Source organism: Xanthomonas sp. NCPPB 1826 (assembly GCF_056725285.1).
Window position 1 is genome coordinate 3,722,263 of record NZ_CM161521.1, and the last position, 17,467, is coordinate 3,739,729.

The window sequence follows — 17,467 nt, forward strand, 5'->3', positions numbered from 1 at the left end:
CGCGGCGCGATACCGGCGCAGTGACGTTCTTCCAGCTGGGTGCGCCGCTACGGCGCCAGCCGGATGCGCGCTGTCAGCCCGCCCCGTCCAGCAACTCCATCCACGCCGCCTCGGCGGCGGCCAACTGCTGGGCCGTGGCCTCGCGGTCACGGCCCAGCACCGCCATCTTGTCGCTGTCGGCATAGTTGCCGGGGTTTGCCAGTTCGCGGTCCAGTGCTGCCAGCGCCGATTCCAGTTCGCCGACGCGCTTTTCCGCGCTGGCCAGCTTGTGCGGGTTGACGGCTTTCTTCGGCGGCAGCGGCTTGGTCGGCGGCGGCGGAGTCGGCGCCACTTCGGCCATCTTCTGCTTGGTGCCCTGGGCGGCCGGGCGGCTGCGCAGCCAGGCGGCGTATTCGTCCAGATCGCCAGCGAACGGTTCGACCACGCCATCGGCCACGCGCCAGAAACTGTCGCAGACCAGGCCGATCAGATGGCGGTCATGCGAGACCATCACGATGGCGCCTTCGAAGTCGCTCAGCGCTTCGGCCAGCGCTTCGCGCATCTCCAGGTCCAGATGGTTGGTCGGTTCGTCGAGCAGCAGCACGTTCGGCTGCTGCCAGGCGATCAGCGCCAGCGCCAGACGCGCGCGCTCGCCGCCGGAGAACCCATCCACCACTTCGAAGGCGCGGTCGCCGGCGAAATTCCATTTACCCAGGAAATCGCGGAACGCCTGATTGGAGCCATCCGGCGACAGTTCGCGGAAGTGATCCATCGGCGACTGGCCCTCGTGCAGCGATTCCACCGTGTGCTGGGCGAAGTAGCCGATCCGCAGATCCGGATGCGCACTGCGCTCGCCCGACAGCGGCTGCAGCTCGCCCACCAACGTCTTGACCAGCGTTGACTTACCCGCACCATTCGGCCCCAGCAAACCAATCCGGTCACCCGCCTCCAATCCGAATCCAACATCGTGCAACACGGTAATCGCATCGCTGGACCCGCGCTTTTGCGATTCCCCATTCCCGATTCCCGATTCCGCCGGCGCAGCCGCATACCCGCAAGCAGCATGATTCAGCCGGATCAACGAAAACGGCAACCGATTGGGCTGGGCGAACTGGATACGGAATTCGCGCTCGGCGCGTACCGCCTCGGTGCCGGCCATCTTGGCCAGGCGCTTCATGCGGCTCTGTGCCTGGGTGGCCTTGCTGGCCTGCGCCTTGAAGCGGTCGATGAAGCTCTGCAGATGCGCGCGCTCGGCCTGTTCCTTGTCGTGGGCGATCTGCTGCTGACGCAGGTGCTCGATGCGCTGGCGCTCGAAATCGGTGTAGCCGCCGACGTACAGCTTGGCGGTGCCGCCGTGCAGATGCAGCGTATGCGTGGCCACGTTGTCGAGGAACTCGCGGTCATGCGAAATCAGCAGCAAGGTGCCCGGGTACTTGAGCAGCCATTGCTCCAGCCACAGCACCGCGTCCATGTCCAGGTGGTTGGTCGGTTCGTCCAGCAGCAGCAGGTCGCTGGGCATCATCAGCGCGCGCGCCAGGTTCAGGCGCACCCGCCAGCCGCCGGAGAACGAGGACACCGCGCGGTGATGGGTGTCGGCCGGGAAGCCCAGGCCGTGCAGCAACTTGCCGGCACGCGCCTCGGCATCGTAGGCGCCCAGCTCGGCCATCTTCTGGTGCGCGTTGGCGACCGCTTCCCAGTCCTCGCGCGCGGTGGCCGCGGCCTCTTCCTGCAGGATCGCGGAGACCTCGATGTCGCCACCGAGCACGAACGACAGCGCCGGATCGGGCAGCGACGGGGTTTCCTGCGAGACGCTGGCGGTGCGCACCTTGCCGGGCAGGTCGACATCGCCCTTGTCCGCTTCCAGTTCGCCCTTGACCGCGGCAAACAGGCTCGACTTGCCGGTGCCATTACGGCCCACCACACCGACGCGGTAGCCGGCATGCATGGTCAGGTCGACGTTGGACAACAGCAGACGCTCGCCGCGTCGCATGGAGAAGTTGCGCAGGGAAATCATTGATGGACAGTCCGATAGAACGAAAAGGAATGAGCAGATGAGCAGCACTCCTGCGACGCCATTCTAGCGTTAACGAATAATTAGCGCCTTCGGGCTGGCCGTCGTTCCCTTCGCATCGCCGCGACCAGACCCCGCCCAGCCTTGCTGGTCCTGCCTGGACCCCCGTTCGGAGTTGTCATGAATTACCCGTTGTCCACGCTCGCAACCGCCGTCGTTGCGGCGCTGCTCGCCTCCCCCGCCTTCGCCCAGACCGCCACCCCGGCCAGCGCGCCCGCCAATACGCTCGATACCGTCATCGTCACCGGCACCCGGGTGTCCGACCGTACCGTGGCCGAGTCGCAGTCGCCGATCGACATCATCAGCGCCGAGTCGCTGCAGGCCACCGGCACCTCGGAGCTGGCCACCGCGCTGGCCCGCGCGCTGCCGTCGCTGAACTTCCCGCGCCCGGCCCTGAGCGACGGCACCAGTGCGATCCGCCCCGCGCAGCTGCGCGGCTTGTCGCCGGACCAGGTGCTGGTGCTGGTCAACGGCAAGCGCCGCCACACCTCCTCGCTGCTCAACCTCAACGGCACCATCGGCCGTGGCGCTGCAGCAGTGGACCTGAACACCATTCCGGTGGCGGCGATCGCGCGCGTGGAAGTGCTGCGCGACGGCGCCTCGGCGCAGTACGGCTCCGATGCCATCGCCGGTGTGGTCAACATCGTGCTCAAGGGCGCGGAGAAGGGCGGCAGCCTGCAGGCCGGCTTCGGCCAGTATTCGGCCGGCGACGGCAGCAACTACGAGCTGTCCGGCGACACCGGCGTGGCCTACGGCAACGAGCGCGGCTGGCTGCACGTGGCCGCCCAGCTCAACCAGCAGGACCCCACCGACCGCGCGCGCGGCTATGCCGGCGCACCCAGCGCCTCGCAGCCGGCCGTGGGCCAGAAGGCGTTCAAGATCGGCGACCCGGACGTCAACGCGCAGGCGGTGTCGGCCAATACCGAGTTCGCCTTCAGCGACAGCATCACCGGCTACGCCTTCGCCACCGCCAGCAACCGCGACATCACCTCGTTCGCGTTCTTCCGCGCGCCGGGCAGCAGCCAGAACATCCTGTCGGTGTATCCGCAGGGCTTCCTGCCGGAAATCCAGACCTACGCCAAGGACCGCTCGCTGGTGGCCGGCGTGCGCGGCTCCACCGCCAGCGGCTGGGACTGGGATGCCAGCTACAACTACGGCTACAACAAGATCGATTTCCACACCCGCAACACCCTCAACGTCAGCCTGGGGCCGAGCTCGCCGACCTCCTTCTACGACGGCGCGCTGGAGACCACGCAGAACATCGTCAACCTAGACGTCAAGCGCGGCTTCGACTGGGGCCTGGCGTACCCGGTGACGGTGGCCTTCGGCGCCGAATACCGCAACGAGAAGTGGAACCAGTCGCCGGGCGAAGTGGGCTCGTATTTCCAGGCCGGCACGCTGGCCGGTGGCGCGCAGGGCTTTGGCGGATTCGCGCCCAGCGTGTCCGGGCGGTACTCGCGTGACAGCTACGCGCTCTACGCAGATCTAGAAGCCGATTTCACCGACAAGTTCTCCGCCGGCCTGGCCGGGCGCTACGAAGACTTCAACGACTTCGGCAGCCAGGCATCGGGCAAGTTGTCCGGGCGCTATGCGTTCACTGACAAGATCGCGCTGCGCGGCACGGTGGCGTCGGGCTTCCGCGCGCCGTCGCTGGCGCAGCAGTATTTCCAGTCCACCAGCACCACCTTCCTGGCCGGCAATCCGAACCCGTTCGAGATCCGCACCTTCCCGGCCGACAGCAACGTGGCGCGCGCGTTGGGCGCAGAGCCGCTGGATGCCGAGACCTCGCTGTCCTACAGCCTGGGCCTGGTGCTGCAGCCGACCGACGCGCTCTACCTCACCGTGGATGCGTACCAGATCGATGTGGACGACCGCATCGTGCTGTCGTCCAACCTCACCGGCACCGGCGTGCGCAACCTGCTCGAAGCGCAGGGCATCTTCGGCATCAACGGCGGGCGCTACTTCACCAATGCGGTGGACACGCGCACCCGCGGCGTGGACGTGGTCGGCAGCTACCGCTGGCAGCTCGCCGCCAGCAGCGTGGACCTGACCGCCGGCTACAACTATTCGGAAACCGAAGTGCGCAGCGTCGCCGCCAATCCAGCTGCGTTGTCGGCCAACGGGCTGAGCCTGGAGCGCATCGACCGCACCGAACGCGGTCGCATCGAAGAAGGCTTCCCGCGCGACAAGTTCCTGGTCAACGGTAGCTGGAATCTGGAGCACTGGACGCTGGCATTAGGTGCCACGCGCTATGGCAAGTACAGCACGCGTCCGGCCGCGGCGATCAACGACCAGACCTTCGGCGCCAAGTGGGTGGTGGATGCCTCGGCCAGCTACAAGATCGATCGCTGGACACTGACCCTGGGTGCGGACAACCTCCTGGACGAGTACCCGGACGAGAACAACTTCGCCAACTCCACCAGCGGGCAGTTCCCGTACAGCAATCTGTCGCCGTTTGGCTTCAACGGTGCCTACGTGTACGGCCGCATCAACTATCGCTGGTAATCAAGACAGCGATCCACACTGCTACGGTGTTGCCACGTGTTGGTTACTGACGCACGCGGCACGATCGCATCCTGACGCCTGACCACACGCCCCGGCCTGCCCGGGGCGTGTGCGTTTTATCCGTTGTACGTGCGGCGTTTTGATGCAGCTATCCAGGCGCGGGCATCGATGCGCCGTGAAGAGCTGCCGGCGGCCGCGGTGGTATCAACACCGCTTCCACCCTGCCGGAGCACCCACCATGGACGCAGCGCAGCTCTCACGTGGCCGCCTGATCGATCACCTGCATCTGGTCGTCCACGACCTGGCGGCGAGCCGACGTTTCTACCAGGCGGTGTTCGATGTGCTGGGCATTCCGATCGGTGGCGAAGGCGATGGATTCTTCTGGGCCGACGAGCTGTTCGTGTCCGATCGCGACACGATGGCGCAAGGCCAACTCACCGGCCGCCATCATCTGGCCTTCCAGGCGCACGACGTGGCCATGGTGCATGCATTCCATCAGGCCGCCCTCGCCCACGGCGGTCGCGACAACGGCGCGCCGGGCGTGCGCCCCTATCACCCGAGCTACTACGCTGCGTTCGTGCTCGACCCGGATGGCAACAACATCGAAGCGGTGTTCCATGGTCCTGCGCAACGCAGTGCCGATGCGGTGCAGATCACGTTCTGATGCAGAAGTTTCATATCTGGTATCGATGTCCATGATGGTGCAGGCAAGCGGCTGATACCGCAGGTCTGGTGCAAACGGCGCATCACTTTGGTGCACGATGACAACGATGGCAGTAGCACGTCATGCATGACAGTTACTTGCGCAACGTAACCAAAATTTGACATGCGGTTACACGTGGTTAATGGTTGGGAACGCACCGCAGCTGCCGCAACGGACGCGGCCCGGGAGGGGGCCCCCTGCGATGCATCCGTTCCCCACTCGGAGTTGTCACCGCATGAATTGCAAGACCAGTCCACTCGCAGTTGCCGTTGTTCTTGCACTGTCGTTTTCCGCTTCAAACGCGTCCGCGCAGTCACAGGCTCCCACCCAGAAGACGCTCGATACCTTGATCGTGACCGGCACGCGCGTGGCCGATCGCACCGTGGCCGAATCGGCATCGCCGATCGACATCATTTCGCCACAGGCATTGGAATCGACCGGCACCACCGAGCTGGCTACCGCGCTGTCACGCGCGATCCCCTCGTTGAATTTCCCCCGCCCGGCCATCTCCGACGGCTCGGACGCAGTGCGCCCGGCGCAGTTGCGCGGCCTGTCGCCCGATCAGGTGCTGGTGCTGGTCAACGGCAAGCGCTATCACAGCACCGCGTTGATCAATCTCAACGACACCCAGGGCCGTGGTTCATCGCCGGCCGATCTCAACACCATTCCGATCGCCGCAGTGGAGCGCATCGAAGTGCTGCGTGACGGCGCATCGGCGCAATACGGTTCGGATGCAATTGCCGGCGTGATCAACATCGTGCTCAAGGGCAGCGGCGAAGGCGGCAGCGTCAATGGCCGCTATGGCAAGTACAGCGCCGGCGACGGCGAGCAGTATCAGCTATCCGGCGATGCCGGTTTCAGCTTTGCCGGAACCGGCAAGGTGCATCTGGCCGCGCAGGCCGGGCATTCGGACCAGACCAACCGCGCACTGCCATTCCAGGGCCGCGTGGAGCAGCGTTACGGCGATCCGGACATCGACCAGGGCGCCATCTCCTTCAACGGCGAATACAGCCCCACCGATTACCTGACCTTCTACTCGTTCGGCATGGTCAGCCGCCGCGAAGTACTGTCCAACGGCTATTTCCGCTTTGCCGGCGACAACCGCAACCGCCCGGAAATCTATCCGGACGGCTTCCTGCCGCAGATCTACAACGTCAGCAAGGACGTGTCCTGGGTGGGCGGTTTGAAGACCTCCACCGAAGGCGGCTTGAACATCGACCTGAGCTACAACTACGGCCAGAATAATCTCACCTTCGATGTGCGCAACAGCTTGAACAACAGCCTGGGCCTGGCCAGCCCGACCGACTTCCATGCCGGCACGCTGGAAGTGACCCAGAACGTGCTCAATGCCGACTTCACCAAGACGCTCGACTGGGGCCTGGCGTATCCGGTCACACTGGCCTTCGGTGCGGAATGGCGCGGTGAGAAGTTCAACCAGTCGCCCGGCGACGCGGCGTCCTCGGCCAATGGCGGCATTCCCTCTGCGGCAGGCACACTGATCCCGGGCGCACAGGTGTTCCCCGGCTTCAAACTCTCCGACGCCGGCTACTACAACCGCAACAGCCATTCGGCGTACGTCGACCTGGAAGCGGATCTGACCGAAAAGCTTTCGGCCGGTCTGGCCGGGCGCTACGAGAAGTACAGCGACTTCGGCGATACCGCCACCGGCAAGCTGTCGTTGCGCTACGCGTTCACCGACAAGGTGGCCGTCCGCGCCACCGCCTCCACCGGGTTCCGTGCGCCGTCGTTGCAGCAGCAGAACTTCCAGTCGATCGCCACCCAGTTCCTCAACGTGGCCCAGCCCAATGGCACGGTCACTGCGATCCCGTTCGAGATCGGCACCTTCCGTACCGACAACCCGGCCGCGATCGCACTCGGCGCCGAGCCGTTGAAGGCCGAGGAATCCAAGAACTACGGTCTTGGCGTGGTGCTGCAGCCGATCGAAAACCTGTACATCACGGTCGATGCGTACCGCATCGATATCGATGACCGCATCGTGCTGTCGGAGAACCTCACCTCCAATGCGGCACGCAATTACCTGCAGGCCAATGGCTTCCCGGGTATCGGTGGCGGGCGCTACTTCACCAACGCGGTGGACACCAAGACCCAGGGCGTGGATGCGGTCGGCACCTATCGCTGGAAGCTGGACGGCGGCAGCGCGGAGCTGACCTCCGGCTACAACTACAACAAGACCGAAGTGGAACGGGTCGCCGACAACCCGGCTGCGCTGGAAGCGATCGATCCGGGCGCGGTGCGCATCGGCCGCGCCGAACTCGGTCGCATCACCGAAGGCACGCCGCGCGACAAGTTCTTCCTGGGCGGCACCTGGTCGCCGGGCAACTGGTCGTTCACCGGCACCGCCACGCGCTGGGGCGAGTTCAGCACCTTTGGCACCAACGCCGGCAGCGACCAGACCTATGCGGCCAAATGGACGCTGGACCTGGCCGCGTCCTACAAGTTGAACGACTGGAACTTCACCATCGGCGGCGACAACGTACTCAACGAGTATCCCGACCGTCAGGAAGCCGGCCTGGGCACGCGCACCTACCTGCCCTACAGCAGCGCCTCGCCGTTCGGTTTCAACGGTGCGCTGGTGTACGCCAACGTGAGCTACAAGTGGTAAATCGCCGCGTGCCGGTCGGCAGCGACCGGCACGTCGATCGCCTCGTCCCACCTCGCTGAGACGAGGCAGCACGCCCGCAGCATCGCTCGCCCTTTCCGATTGTCGCGAAAGGGCGAGTTCCCCCCTTCTTTCGCAAGGATGCGCCACGCAGCAGACGCTGCGTCGCAGTCTGCTGTCTTGCTGTGCACGTCGCCTTGCCAGCGCACACGCGCTGCGCGCAGGCAACACGGATCACGCAGTCCGCCGTCGTCTTCCCCCGGCAATGCGCGCAGCGCATCGCTGCGTCCACCATCCCCTTTGAGTCTCCATTCCCATGCACACCTCCAACGCACTCTCGCTTGCGATCTCGGTCGCACTCACCGTCTGTACGTTCGCTGCCAGTGCGCAATCGCAGCCTGCCCAGCCGCAGAAAACCCTGGACACCCTGATCGTTACCGGTACCCGCGTCAGCGACCGCACGGTGGCCGAATCCGAATCGCCGATCGACATCATCACCGAGCAGTCGTTGCAGGCCACCGGCGCGACCGACATCGCCACTGCGCTGGGCAAGCTGCTGCCGTCGCTGAACTTCCCGCGCCCGGCGATCTCCGACGGCAACGATGCCGCGCGCCCGGCCACGCTGCGCGGCCTGTCGCCAGATGCGGTGCTGGTGCTGGTCGACGGCAAGCGCTATCACACCTCCTCGCTGATCAACTACAACCCGTACGTCGGCCGCGGCTCGGCGCCGGCCGACCTGAATTCGCTGCCGATGTCGGCCATCGCGCGCATCGAAGTGCTGCGTGACGGCGCCTCGGCCCAGTACGGCTCCGATGCGATCGCCGGCGTGGTCAATATCGTGCTCAAGCATGGCGCCGATGCCGGCAGCAACAGCGTGTCGGTCAATGGCGGCATCATGGACAAGGGCGATGGCGAGCAGAACGGCATCGACGGCTCGGTCGGCCTGCCGTTCGGCGGCAGCGGCGGCGACACCGCACCAGGCTGGGTGCGGTTGTCGTGGAACTACCAGAACACCATGAGCACCAACCGCGGCGAGAACACCAACCGCGCCACCACCGTGCCGGGCACGCCCAATCCGGGCGGTGTGCCCTACCAGCGCCACGGCGACCCGGCCTCCACGTTCTATCAGGGGCTGGCTGCATTCGGCTACGCGTTCTCGCCCAACCTGGAGCTGTACGGCCACCTCAGCATGAGCCGTCGCGAGGTCACCTCCAACGGCTACTACCGCGCCGCCGACAACACCGCACGCAATGTGCAGGCGATCTACCCGAACGGCTTCCTGCCGCAGATCTACAACCCCACCAACGACCGCTCGGCGGTGCTGGGTTTGAAAGGCAGCACCGAGAGCGAATGGAACTGGGACGTGTCGGCCACCTACGGCAAGAACGACATGACCTTCAACATCCTCAACAGCATCAACACCAACCTGTACTACACCACCGGCAGCTCGCCGACCAACTTCAATTCCGGTGGCTTCGAAACCGAACAGGGCACGATCAACCTGGACGTCAACAAGTCCTTCGACTGGGGCCTGGCGTATCCGGTCAACGTGGCCTTCGGCGCCGAGCATCGCCAGGACCGCTACCAGATCACCGCCGGCTCGCCGGAGTCGTACTTCTTCGATCCCAATACCATCAATCCCGACGACGGCGCGCCGTATCCGGGCGGCGCGCAGGTGTTCTCCGGCCTGGAGCCGACGGTGGCCGGCAAGTTCGGACGCCACAGCAATGCGGTCTACGCCAACCTGGAAGCGGACATCACCGACAAGCTGTCCGGCGGCATCGCCGGGCGTTATGAAAACTACAGCGATGCCGGCTCCACGCGTTCGGGCAAGCTGTCGGCACGCTATGCCTTCAGCGACACCTTCTCGCTGCGCGGCACCATCTCCAACGGCTTCCGCGCACCGTCGCTGGCCCAGCAGAACTACGCCTCGGTGGTGACGCTGATCCAGAACGGCGAGCTGGTGCAGGTCGGTACCTACCGCACCTCCGACCCGGTCGCGGTGGCGCTGGGCGCCGGCCCGCTGAGCCCGGAGAAATCCACCAACTACGGCCTGGGCGCCGTGTGGCAGCCGACCGCCAGCTTCACTTCCAGCCTGGACGTCTACCAGATCCGCATCTGGGACCAGATCCTGTATTCGGACCAGCTGCAGCTGGCACAGCCGATCGGCCAGGTGGCCGCGGTGCAGTTCTTCGTCAACGGCGCCACCAGCCGCACCCGTGGCGTGGACTGGATCAACAGCTATCTCGCCGACCTGGGCAGCTACGGCAAGCTCAATCTCAGTGCCAGCGCCAACTACAACAAGACCACGATCCTGGAACTGTCCAACCCCAACTTCGGGCGCGCCAGCCAGGGCCTGCTCACCGACGCCACCCCGCGTACCAAGTACATGGCGGCGGCGGACTGGACGCTGGGCGGTTTTGCGCTGAACTTCAACGCCACCCGCTATGGATCGATCAAGCGCATCAGCGACCCGGCCGATGGCAGCCAGGACCAGACCTACGACGCGCGCTGGTTGTTGAACCTGGCCGCAAGCCAGACCTGGAACGCGTTCACCTTCACCGTGGGCGCGGACAACCTCACCAACCAGTATCCGACCAAGGCGCAGCTGACCACCGCCTACGACGACCGCGCCGGCGGCCTGCAGTATTCGTCGCTGTCGCCGTTCGGCTTCAACGGCCGCTACTGGTACGGGCGGGTCACCTACCGGTTCTGATTGGCGGGTTTGAGCGGACCTGCCGGTCCGTACATGCGTCCACGCAAACACCGCCGAGTGATCGGCGGTGTTTGTCGTTGTGGGCTTCGATTCGCCAGCAGCGGCCGTGCGTCATCTGCCGCGGTGATTGCCAGCGCCATGACTGCCGCAACACTGCGTGCCGGCCCGGCACTGCGCCGCCTGGCCGCAACTCACCAGGAGGCGAGCAGCGCGTCCACACCGCGCAGGTTGGCGCGATCGTTCCAGCTCAGCGTGTCCAGCTGCTCCAGCCGAAGCGCCGGCAGACGCGCCAGCAGGCAGGCCAGCGCGGCTTCCATTTCGATCAGCGCCAGCCGGTTGCCCAGGCAGTGGTGGATGCCGCCACCGAAGGACAGCGCGCGGCCCTGCTGGCGGCGGATATCCAGCAGCTGCGGGTCGGTGAACTGCAGCGTGTCGTGATTGGCCGCGCCCAGCATCAGATACAGCATGACGCCCTGGGGGACCGCCACGCCCTCGATCTCAAAATCCTGCAACGCCGTGCGCGTGGCGATCTGCACCGAGCTGTCGTAGCGCATGCATTCAAGCACTGCATTGGGCAGCAGGCTCGGGGTTTCCTGCAGCAGGCGCAATTGCTGTGGATGCCGATGCAGCGCGATCAGCGCATTGCAGATCATGTTGGAGGTGGTTTCGTGGCCGGCAAAGAACAGCAGGATCACGTTGGAGACGATCTCCTCGTCGCTCAGGCGGCGGCCGTTGTCCTCGGCCTGGATGAAACGCGCGATCAGATCATCGCCCCCATCGCTGCGCCGTTGCGCGATCACGCCGTGGAAATATGTTGCCAGCTGGTCGTACGCAACGCTGGTGGCCTGCAGTTCTTCCGCCGTCATCATCGGATCGAAGACTTTTGCCAGTGCGCTGGTCGCGTGACTCAACGCGGTGACATCGGCCGCATCGATATCCAGCATCCGGCAGATGATGGCGATCGGCAGCGGGAACGCGAACTCGGTCAGCAGATCGCAGTGGCCGTTTGCCTGAAAGGCATCGATCAACCCGGCGGCGGTATCGCTGGCCACTTCACGCATGGACTCCATCTGCCCCGCACCAAAGGCCTGTGTCATCAGTCCGCGCAACTGGGTGTGCAGCGGCGGGTTGAGCAGCAGGAACATGCGGCTCATACCTTGGAACAGCGGCAGGTGCACCGCCGCCTCGCCGTAACGTAGACGAATGCTTTGCAGATAGTCGCGGCCGACCCGGCGATCGCTGAGCAGGCGATCGACCACGGCGTAGCGGCCGGACATCAGCCGCCCGTCTGCCACCTGCACCAACGCGCCTTCGGCGCGCAGGCGTGCATAGGTCGGATAGGGATCGTGCCGGAACTGGGGTGTTGCCAAATCGCTGAGATGCATGGCCTGGCTCGTGTGGCGTCACCCGCAACAGGGGCGATACGTGCGTGGGCCTGCCGAAGGACGCAGGCGCTCCACTGGGAGCCCGGATTGTCGGCCGGTGCCGCGCCGCGGCGTTGCGCAGGGGCGAAGCGGTGTCGTCAATGTTGAATCGGCGTGCCGGACTTGCGCCCTGCGTCGCAACTCGCACGCGCACGTGCGAGCCACAGCGGTTTACCCGCGGCGTCTGACCCATGTATCGGCCTGCGTGCATGCGCTGCGTGTCGCATCGCGTTAATCAAGCGCTGTGTACTATGGGCGTCCGGCCAACCGGACCAGCAACGCGGTCCCGGTTTCCCCCGCGCCGGACTCCAGCCATGACCACGCAATGCCCGCAGGCGACGCCCGGCGCAGTGCCGTTGGCTGGTCGCGCCCGCGACGCTCTCTCGGACACTCTCACAACGGATTGGAATGCATCACGACACCAGCCTCATCGACATCATCGCCGTCGGCCTCGCGGTCGCTTTCGTGCTGGGCACGCTCGCACAGAAAGTGAAACTCTCGCCGCTGGTCGGCTATCTGCTGGCCGGCGTCTGCGTCGGGCCGTTCACGCCCGGCTTCGTGGCCGACCAGACCATGGCCAACCAGCTGTCCGAGCTGGGTGTGATGCTGCTGATGTTCGGCGTGGGCCTGCACTTCTCGCTCGACGATCTGATGGAAGTGAAATGGATCGCGATTCCGGGTGCGTTGGCGCAGATCGTGGTCGCCACGCTGCTTGGCTGGGCACTGGCCTGGAGCATGGGCTGGCCGCTGATGCATGGGCTGGTGTTCGGCCTGGCACTGTCGGTGGCCAGTACCGTGGTGCTGCTGCGCGCACTGGAAGAACGCCGCCTGCTGGAAACCCAGCGCGGCCGCATCGCGGTGGGCTGGCTGATCGTCGAAGACCTGGTGATGGTGATCGCGCTGGTGATGTTGCCGGCCCTGGCCGAGGTGCTGGGTACCGCCGCGCCGGCTGCGGCGCATGCCGGCGAGTCCACCTCGCTGCTGGCCGCGCTGGGCCTGACGCTGTTCAAGATGGTGGCGTTCGTGGCGGTGATGCTGGTGGTCGGGCGGCGGGTGATTCCGTGGTCGCTGGAAAAGGTCGCCGCCACCGGCTCGCGTGAGCTGTTCACGCTGGCCGTGCTCGGCATCGCGCTGGGCGTGGCGTTCCTGTCGGCCACGCTGTTCGGGGTGTCGTTCGCGCTGGGCGCGTTCTTCGCCGGCATGTTGCTGAAGGAATCCGAGCTCAGCCACAAGGCCGCCAGCGATTCGCTGCCGTTGCGCGATGCGTTCGCGGTGCTGTTCTTCGTCTCGGTGGGCATGCTGTTCGACCCGATGATCCTGGTCGAGCACCCGTGGCAGGTGCTGGCCACGTTCCTGACCGTGACCCTGGGCAAGTCGCTGGCCGCATTCGTGATCGTGCGTGCATTCGGCCACCCCACCGGCACCGCGCTGACCATTTCCACCAGCCTGGCGCAGATCGGCGAGTTCTCCTTCATCCTGGCCGGGCTGGGCGTGCAGCTGGCGATCCTGCCGGAAACCGGGCGCGACCTGATCCTGGCCGGCGCGCTGCTGTCGATCATCGCCAACCCGTTCTTGTTCTCGTGGCTGGATCGCTGGCAGGCCAAGCAGGCGCAGGACGCCCCGGCCGCGGTGGAGCCGGAACTGCCGCCCGGCCCGCCGCTGCCGCTGGACGGCCATGCCATCGTGATCGGCTATGGCCGCGTCGGCAGCGCGCTGGCGCAGCTGCTGCGTAGCCGCGGCGTGCCGGTGCTGGTGATCGACGACAACGGCGATCATGTGGCCAAGGCGCATGCGGCCGGCATTCCCGGTATCCGCGGCAGTGCGGCGGCCGACCGCGTGCTGGCCGAAGCCCGCCCGGAGCACGCCAAGATCGCGATCCTGGCGATCCCGCAGCCGCTGGAAGCCGGCGAGGCGCTGGCCAAGCTGCGCGCAATCAACCCCTCGCTGACGCTGCTGGCGCGCGCACACAGCGACACCGAGGTCAAGCACCTGCTTGAACACGGCGCCGACGGTGCGGTGCTGGCCGAACGCGAGCTGGCCTATTCGCTGGCCGAGATGGTGATGTCCACCCCGCCGTATCGGGCATTACGCGTACCGGCGTCGTAACCGCAAGGCGGGGCGACGCAGCGCTGCACGAATCGAAAACCCGCCGGCGGCGCCTGCGGGTTTTTTGTTGCCCGCAGGTGGTTCAATGCGAAACGGCTTGCAGCCGTGCATTGATCGAATTGCGACCAGGGCACCGAAAACTGCCCACCAAATCCACTTGATAATCATTCCCATCCGGAGCAGGATGAGCGCCCGTTTCCTTGACGGCCTCATCCATGACGTTTGCGGTTGGCGTTCTCAACGCAGTGCCAAGCGTGCAGTTGTGCGAGCTGCTGGGCCGCATCGGCTACGGCTTTGTGGTGCTCGATCTGGAACATGTGCTGCGCGCGCCGGACGAACTGGAACACGCCATCCGCGCCTGCGAGCTGTCCGGCTGCGAGGCTTGGGTGCGCGTGCCGGAGGTGGACGAAAAACTGATCGGCCGCGTGCTGGATGCCGGCGCGCGCGGGATCGTCATTCCACGCGCCGAATCGGCCGCGCAACTGGCCGATGCCATCGCCGCAGCACGGTTCCCGCCACTGGGGCGGCGCGGCATCACCGGCGGGCGCGTCACCGGTTTCGGCAATGTCGACCTGCCCACGTATATCGCGCAGGCCAATCGCGACATCCGCATCGTGCCGATGATCGAAAGTGCCGCCGGCATTGCGGCAGTGCCCGAGCTGCTGGCGCTGCCCGGCGTGGCACTGGTGATGGAAGGCGCGCTGGATCTTGCGCTGGATCTGGGCCTGGGCCCGCAACCGACCCATCCACAGGTGTGGGAGCTGCTGCTGCAACTGCATGCGCACTGCGTGGCGGCCGACGTGCCGTTCTGCCCCAATCCGCGCACCGACGCGCAACGCGCGCACTGGCTGCAACAGCCGGACCTGCGCTGGCTGCTGGCCGGCGAAGACCGCGCGCTGATTCAACGCGCACTGCGCGGCCACCTGGCCAGCTTCGCCGCACCCACTCCACCACCCGCCTGCAGGAGCACGCCGTAGATGTCGACGTTCCGTTTCCACGCCCTGACCATCGCCATCGCTGCGGCCACCTGGGCCCTGCCGCCGTTGGCGTTCGCCACCGAGTCGCCGGATGCGGCGGCCACCGCTGCGCAGACGCCGATCCGTGCGCTGGACACGATCCAGGTGCAAGGCAGCCTGCTCGGGCGTTCCAGGCCCGACGACGTGCAGCGCTATGCCGGCAGCCGCCAGGTGATCGACCGCGAGCAACTGCGCAATGGCGGCAACCGCTCGCTGGACGATGCCTTGCAGCGCGTGCCGGGCATCAAGATCTTCGACGAGACCGGCACCGGCGCGTTGCCGCAGCTGATGCTGCGCGGCCTGTACGAAAGCCGCAGCGGCCGCGTGCAGGTGCTGGAAGACGGCATTCCGCTGGCACTGGCGCCGTACGGGCAGACCAGCCTGTCGTTGTTTCCGGTGGGGCTGAACCAGATCGACCGCATCGATATCGTGCGCGGTGGCGCGGCCGTGCAGTACGGGCCGAACAACGTCGGCGGGGTGATCAATCTGGTCAGCAAGGAGATCCCCAGCGAGTGGAGTACCACGCTGGCCCACAAGGTCACCGCCGGCGGCCAGGGCCAGTTCCTGCAGGACAGCGCGCTCAGCAGCGGCGGCTACCTCACCGACAACCTCGGCCTGCAGGTCGATGCCAATCGCACTTACGGCGAGTACTGGCGCGCACACAGCGATACCGACATCAGCAATCTGCGCGTGCGTGCGGAGTGGTGGCTGGATGACACCAAGTTGCTCAAGGCCAGCGTGCAACGCTATCTGGTCGACATGGATCTGGCCGGCGCGCTCAGCCCGGACGATTACCGGCGCGACCCGCGCCAGTCCACCCGCCCGCTGGACAGCTTCAATGGGCGTACCACGCGTGCGTCGTTGAGCTACGAGCAGTTGTTCGGAGACTGGGGGCCGCTGAAAGATGTTCGGTTGTCCTGGACCAACTTCAGCGCGCGCAGCAGCCGCAATTTCATCGTCGGCATGCGTCAGGCCGCCACCGAAACCTGGCGTTCGGACCTGCCGCCGCAACTGCGCCAGACCGCACCGCGCGACTTCCGCGTGGTCGGCAGCGAGCCGCGGCTGAGCTGGAGCATGGGCGATGCCGGTGGCGTGCGTCAGCAGTGGACCGCCGGCGTGCGTGCGGTGCACGAGGACATCGACTTTTTGGTCGGCAATCTGCGTCTGCGCGATGGCCTGTTCACCAGCGTGCGTGACTGGCAATTTGAAGACCGCGCCCTGGCCGCCTACGTCAGCAATGCCATCACCCTGCCCGACGAACGCCTGACCATCACCCCGGGCCTGCGCTACGAGCGGCTGGATTCGCGCTATTTCAATCGCGCCACCGGCCTGCGTACGCGCAACCAGACCCGCGATGTATTGCCGGGGTTGACGGTGGGTTTCCAGGCCAACGCACAATGGTTCTTCTATGCGGACGGGCAGCGCTCGCTGCGTGCGCCGCAGGTCACCCAGATCATCTTCGGCAACAACCTGGATGCCGAACTGGCGTGGAATTACGAAGCCGGCACGCGCTACCAGCCCAACGACCGCACCCGCATCCAGCTCGGTGCCTATCTGATCGATTTCGATCAGCAGATCCAGCTGGACAACACCACGCGCGTGTTCCGCAACCTCGGCAAGACCCGCCATCAAGGCGGCGAGCTGGAACTGCAATGGAGCCCGGAAAACCTGCGCGCGCTCACCCTCAACGCCGGTTATGCGTATCTGGATGCCAGCCAGGAATCGGGCGCATTCCGCGGGCTGCGCGTGCCCTACACCTCGCGCAACCAGATCACCCTGGGCGGCAACTACACGCTCGGTCACACCACTGTCGCACTGTCGAGCTACTACTTCAGCAAGGCCTACAGCGATGCGGCAAACACCGTGCAGGAGAACGCGATCGCCTCGGTCGGCGAGTTGCCGTCGTACTGGGTGTGGAACACGCAGGTGAGCCATACGCTGTTTGAACGCGATGGACAAAAATTCAGCGCGTCGCTGGCGATCAACAACCTGTTCGATCGGCAGTACTGGTTCCGCGGCGTGGATACCAGCCCGTGGGGCCGCCAGGCCGCACCGTCGCGCACCGTCACCGCCGGGCTGGAGTACACGTTTTAGGCCTCCCACCCGGCACATGCCGTAGCGACCGACGTACAGGGGCGTCGGTCGGCTGACGGCAACGGCGCTCGCGCTGGCGGGCGCCACAGACAACACGGCGTGCATGACGCACGTCTCCCTGCCGCAGCATGCGGCATGCGATCACCGTATCGCAGGCCACCCAACGCCCCTGCGGCGCCAGGCAGCCCGTTTCAGTACCGGTTTTTTCCACCGTCCTGTTGAACGAGAGCTGC

At 65.9% G+C, this 17,467-nt stretch carries 9 protein-coding genes; 7 read left to right on the plus strand and 2 right to left on the minus strand.

Annotated elements, in window-relative coordinates; all coding sequences use genetic code 11:
- Positions 1 to 73: 73 nt before the first annotated feature.
- On the minus strand, positions 74 to 1,993 hold the full coding sequence (locus AC1PLA_RS15755) for an ABC-F family ATP-binding cassette domain-containing protein (protein ID WP_481104895.1): 1,920 nt from the start codon (positions 1,991 to 1,993) through the stop codon (positions 74 to 76).
- Between the two features lie 177 nt (positions 1,994 to 2,170).
- On the opposite strand from AC1PLA_RS15755, the gene AC1PLA_RS15760 reads away from it, so the two are divergent.
- From AC1PLA_RS15760 to AC1PLA_RS15775, 4 genes are all read left to right on the plus strand, one after another.
- Entirely contained in the window at positions 2,171 to 4,555 is a 2,385-nt protein-coding gene (locus AC1PLA_RS15760) for a TonB-dependent receptor plug domain-containing protein (RefSeq protein WP_039525915.1), read from the plus strand.
- Between the two features lie 238 nt (positions 4,556 to 4,793).
- Positions 4,794 to 5,219, plus strand: coding sequence for a VOC family protein (locus AC1PLA_RS15765; protein ID WP_481104896.1), 426 nt, complete (start codon positions 4,794 to 4,796; stop codon positions 5,217 to 5,219).
- 274 nt (positions 5,220 to 5,493) lie between these two features.
- A complete protein-coding gene (locus tag AC1PLA_RS15770) occupies positions 5,494 to 7,881 on the plus strand; it encodes a TonB-dependent receptor plug domain-containing protein (RefSeq protein WP_481104897.1) in 2,388 nt (795 codons plus the stop codon).
- Positions 7,882 to 8,194: 313 nt separating this feature from the next.
- Positions 8,195 to 10,594: a TonB-dependent receptor plug domain-containing protein gene (locus tag AC1PLA_RS15775; protein WP_065049427.1), complete on the plus strand. Its 2,400-nt coding sequence runs from the start codon at positions 8,195 to 8,197 to the stop codon at positions 10,592 to 10,594.
- 191 nt (positions 10,595 to 10,785) lie between these two features.
- On the opposite strand, the gene AC1PLA_RS15780 is transcribed toward AC1PLA_RS15775, so the two are convergent.
- Complete coding sequence (locus tag AC1PLA_RS15780) at positions 10,786 to 11,979, minus strand: cytochrome P450 (protein ID WP_481104898.1); 1,194 nt, start codon at positions 11,977 to 11,979, stop codon at positions 10,786 to 10,788.
- 447 nt (positions 11,980 to 12,426) lie between these two features.
- On the opposite strand from AC1PLA_RS15780, the gene ybaL reads away from it, so the two are divergent.
- From ybaL to AC1PLA_RS15795, 3 genes are all read left to right on the plus strand, one after another.
- Positions 12,427 to 14,124: a YbaL family putative K(+) efflux transporter gene (ybaL, locus tag AC1PLA_RS15785; protein WP_435014554.1), complete on the plus strand. Its 1,698-nt coding sequence runs from the start codon at positions 12,427 to 12,429 to the stop codon at positions 14,122 to 14,124.
- 215 nt (positions 14,125 to 14,339) lie between these two features.
- The gene (locus tag AC1PLA_RS15790; protein WP_104570890.1) at positions 14,340 to 15,101 is read left to right on the plus strand and encodes an HpcH/HpaI aldolase family protein; all 762 of its coding nucleotides are present in this window, start codon (positions 14,340 to 14,342) and stop codon (positions 15,099 to 15,101) included.
- The gene (locus AC1PLA_RS15795; RefSeq protein ID WP_481104899.1) at positions 15,102 to 17,234 is read left to right on the plus strand and encodes a TonB-dependent receptor family protein; all 2,133 of its coding nucleotides are present in this window, start codon (positions 15,102 to 15,104) and stop codon (positions 17,232 to 17,234) included.
- Positions 17,235 to 17,467: the final 233 nt, after the last annotated feature.

Coding starts and splice junctions, on each gene's coding strand:
- ybaL (WP_435014554.1), top strand. CDS start 12,427: ATGCATCACGACACCAGCCTCATCGACATCATCGCCGTCGGCCTCGCG.
- AC1PLA_RS15765 (WP_481104896.1), top strand. CDS start 4,794: ATGGACGCAGCGCAGCTCTCACGTGGCCGCCTGATCGATCACCTGCAT.
- AC1PLA_RS15780 (WP_481104898.1), bottom strand. CDS start 11,979: ATGCATCTCAGCGATTTGGCAACACCCCAGTTCCGGCACGATCCCTAT.
- AC1PLA_RS15770 (WP_481104897.1), top strand. CDS start 5,494: ATGAATTGCAAGACCAGTCCACTCGCAGTTGCCGTTGTTCTTGCACTG.
- AC1PLA_RS15795 (WP_481104899.1), top strand. CDS start 15,102: ATGTCGACGTTCCGTTTCCACGCCCTGACCATCGCCATCGCTGCGGCC.
- AC1PLA_RS15755 (WP_481104895.1), bottom strand. CDS start 1,993: ATGATTTCCCTGCGCAACTTCTCCATGCGACGCGGCGAGCGTCTGCTG.
- AC1PLA_RS15790 (WP_104570890.1), top strand. CDS start 14,340: ATGACGTTTGCGGTTGGCGTTCTCAACGCAGTGCCAAGCGTGCAGTTG.
- AC1PLA_RS15775 (WP_065049427.1), top strand. CDS start 8,195: ATGCACACCTCCAACGCACTCTCGCTTGCGATCTCGGTCGCACTCACC.
- AC1PLA_RS15760 (WP_039525915.1), top strand. CDS start 2,171: ATGAATTACCCGTTGTCCACGCTCGCAACCGCCGTCGTTGCGGCGCTG.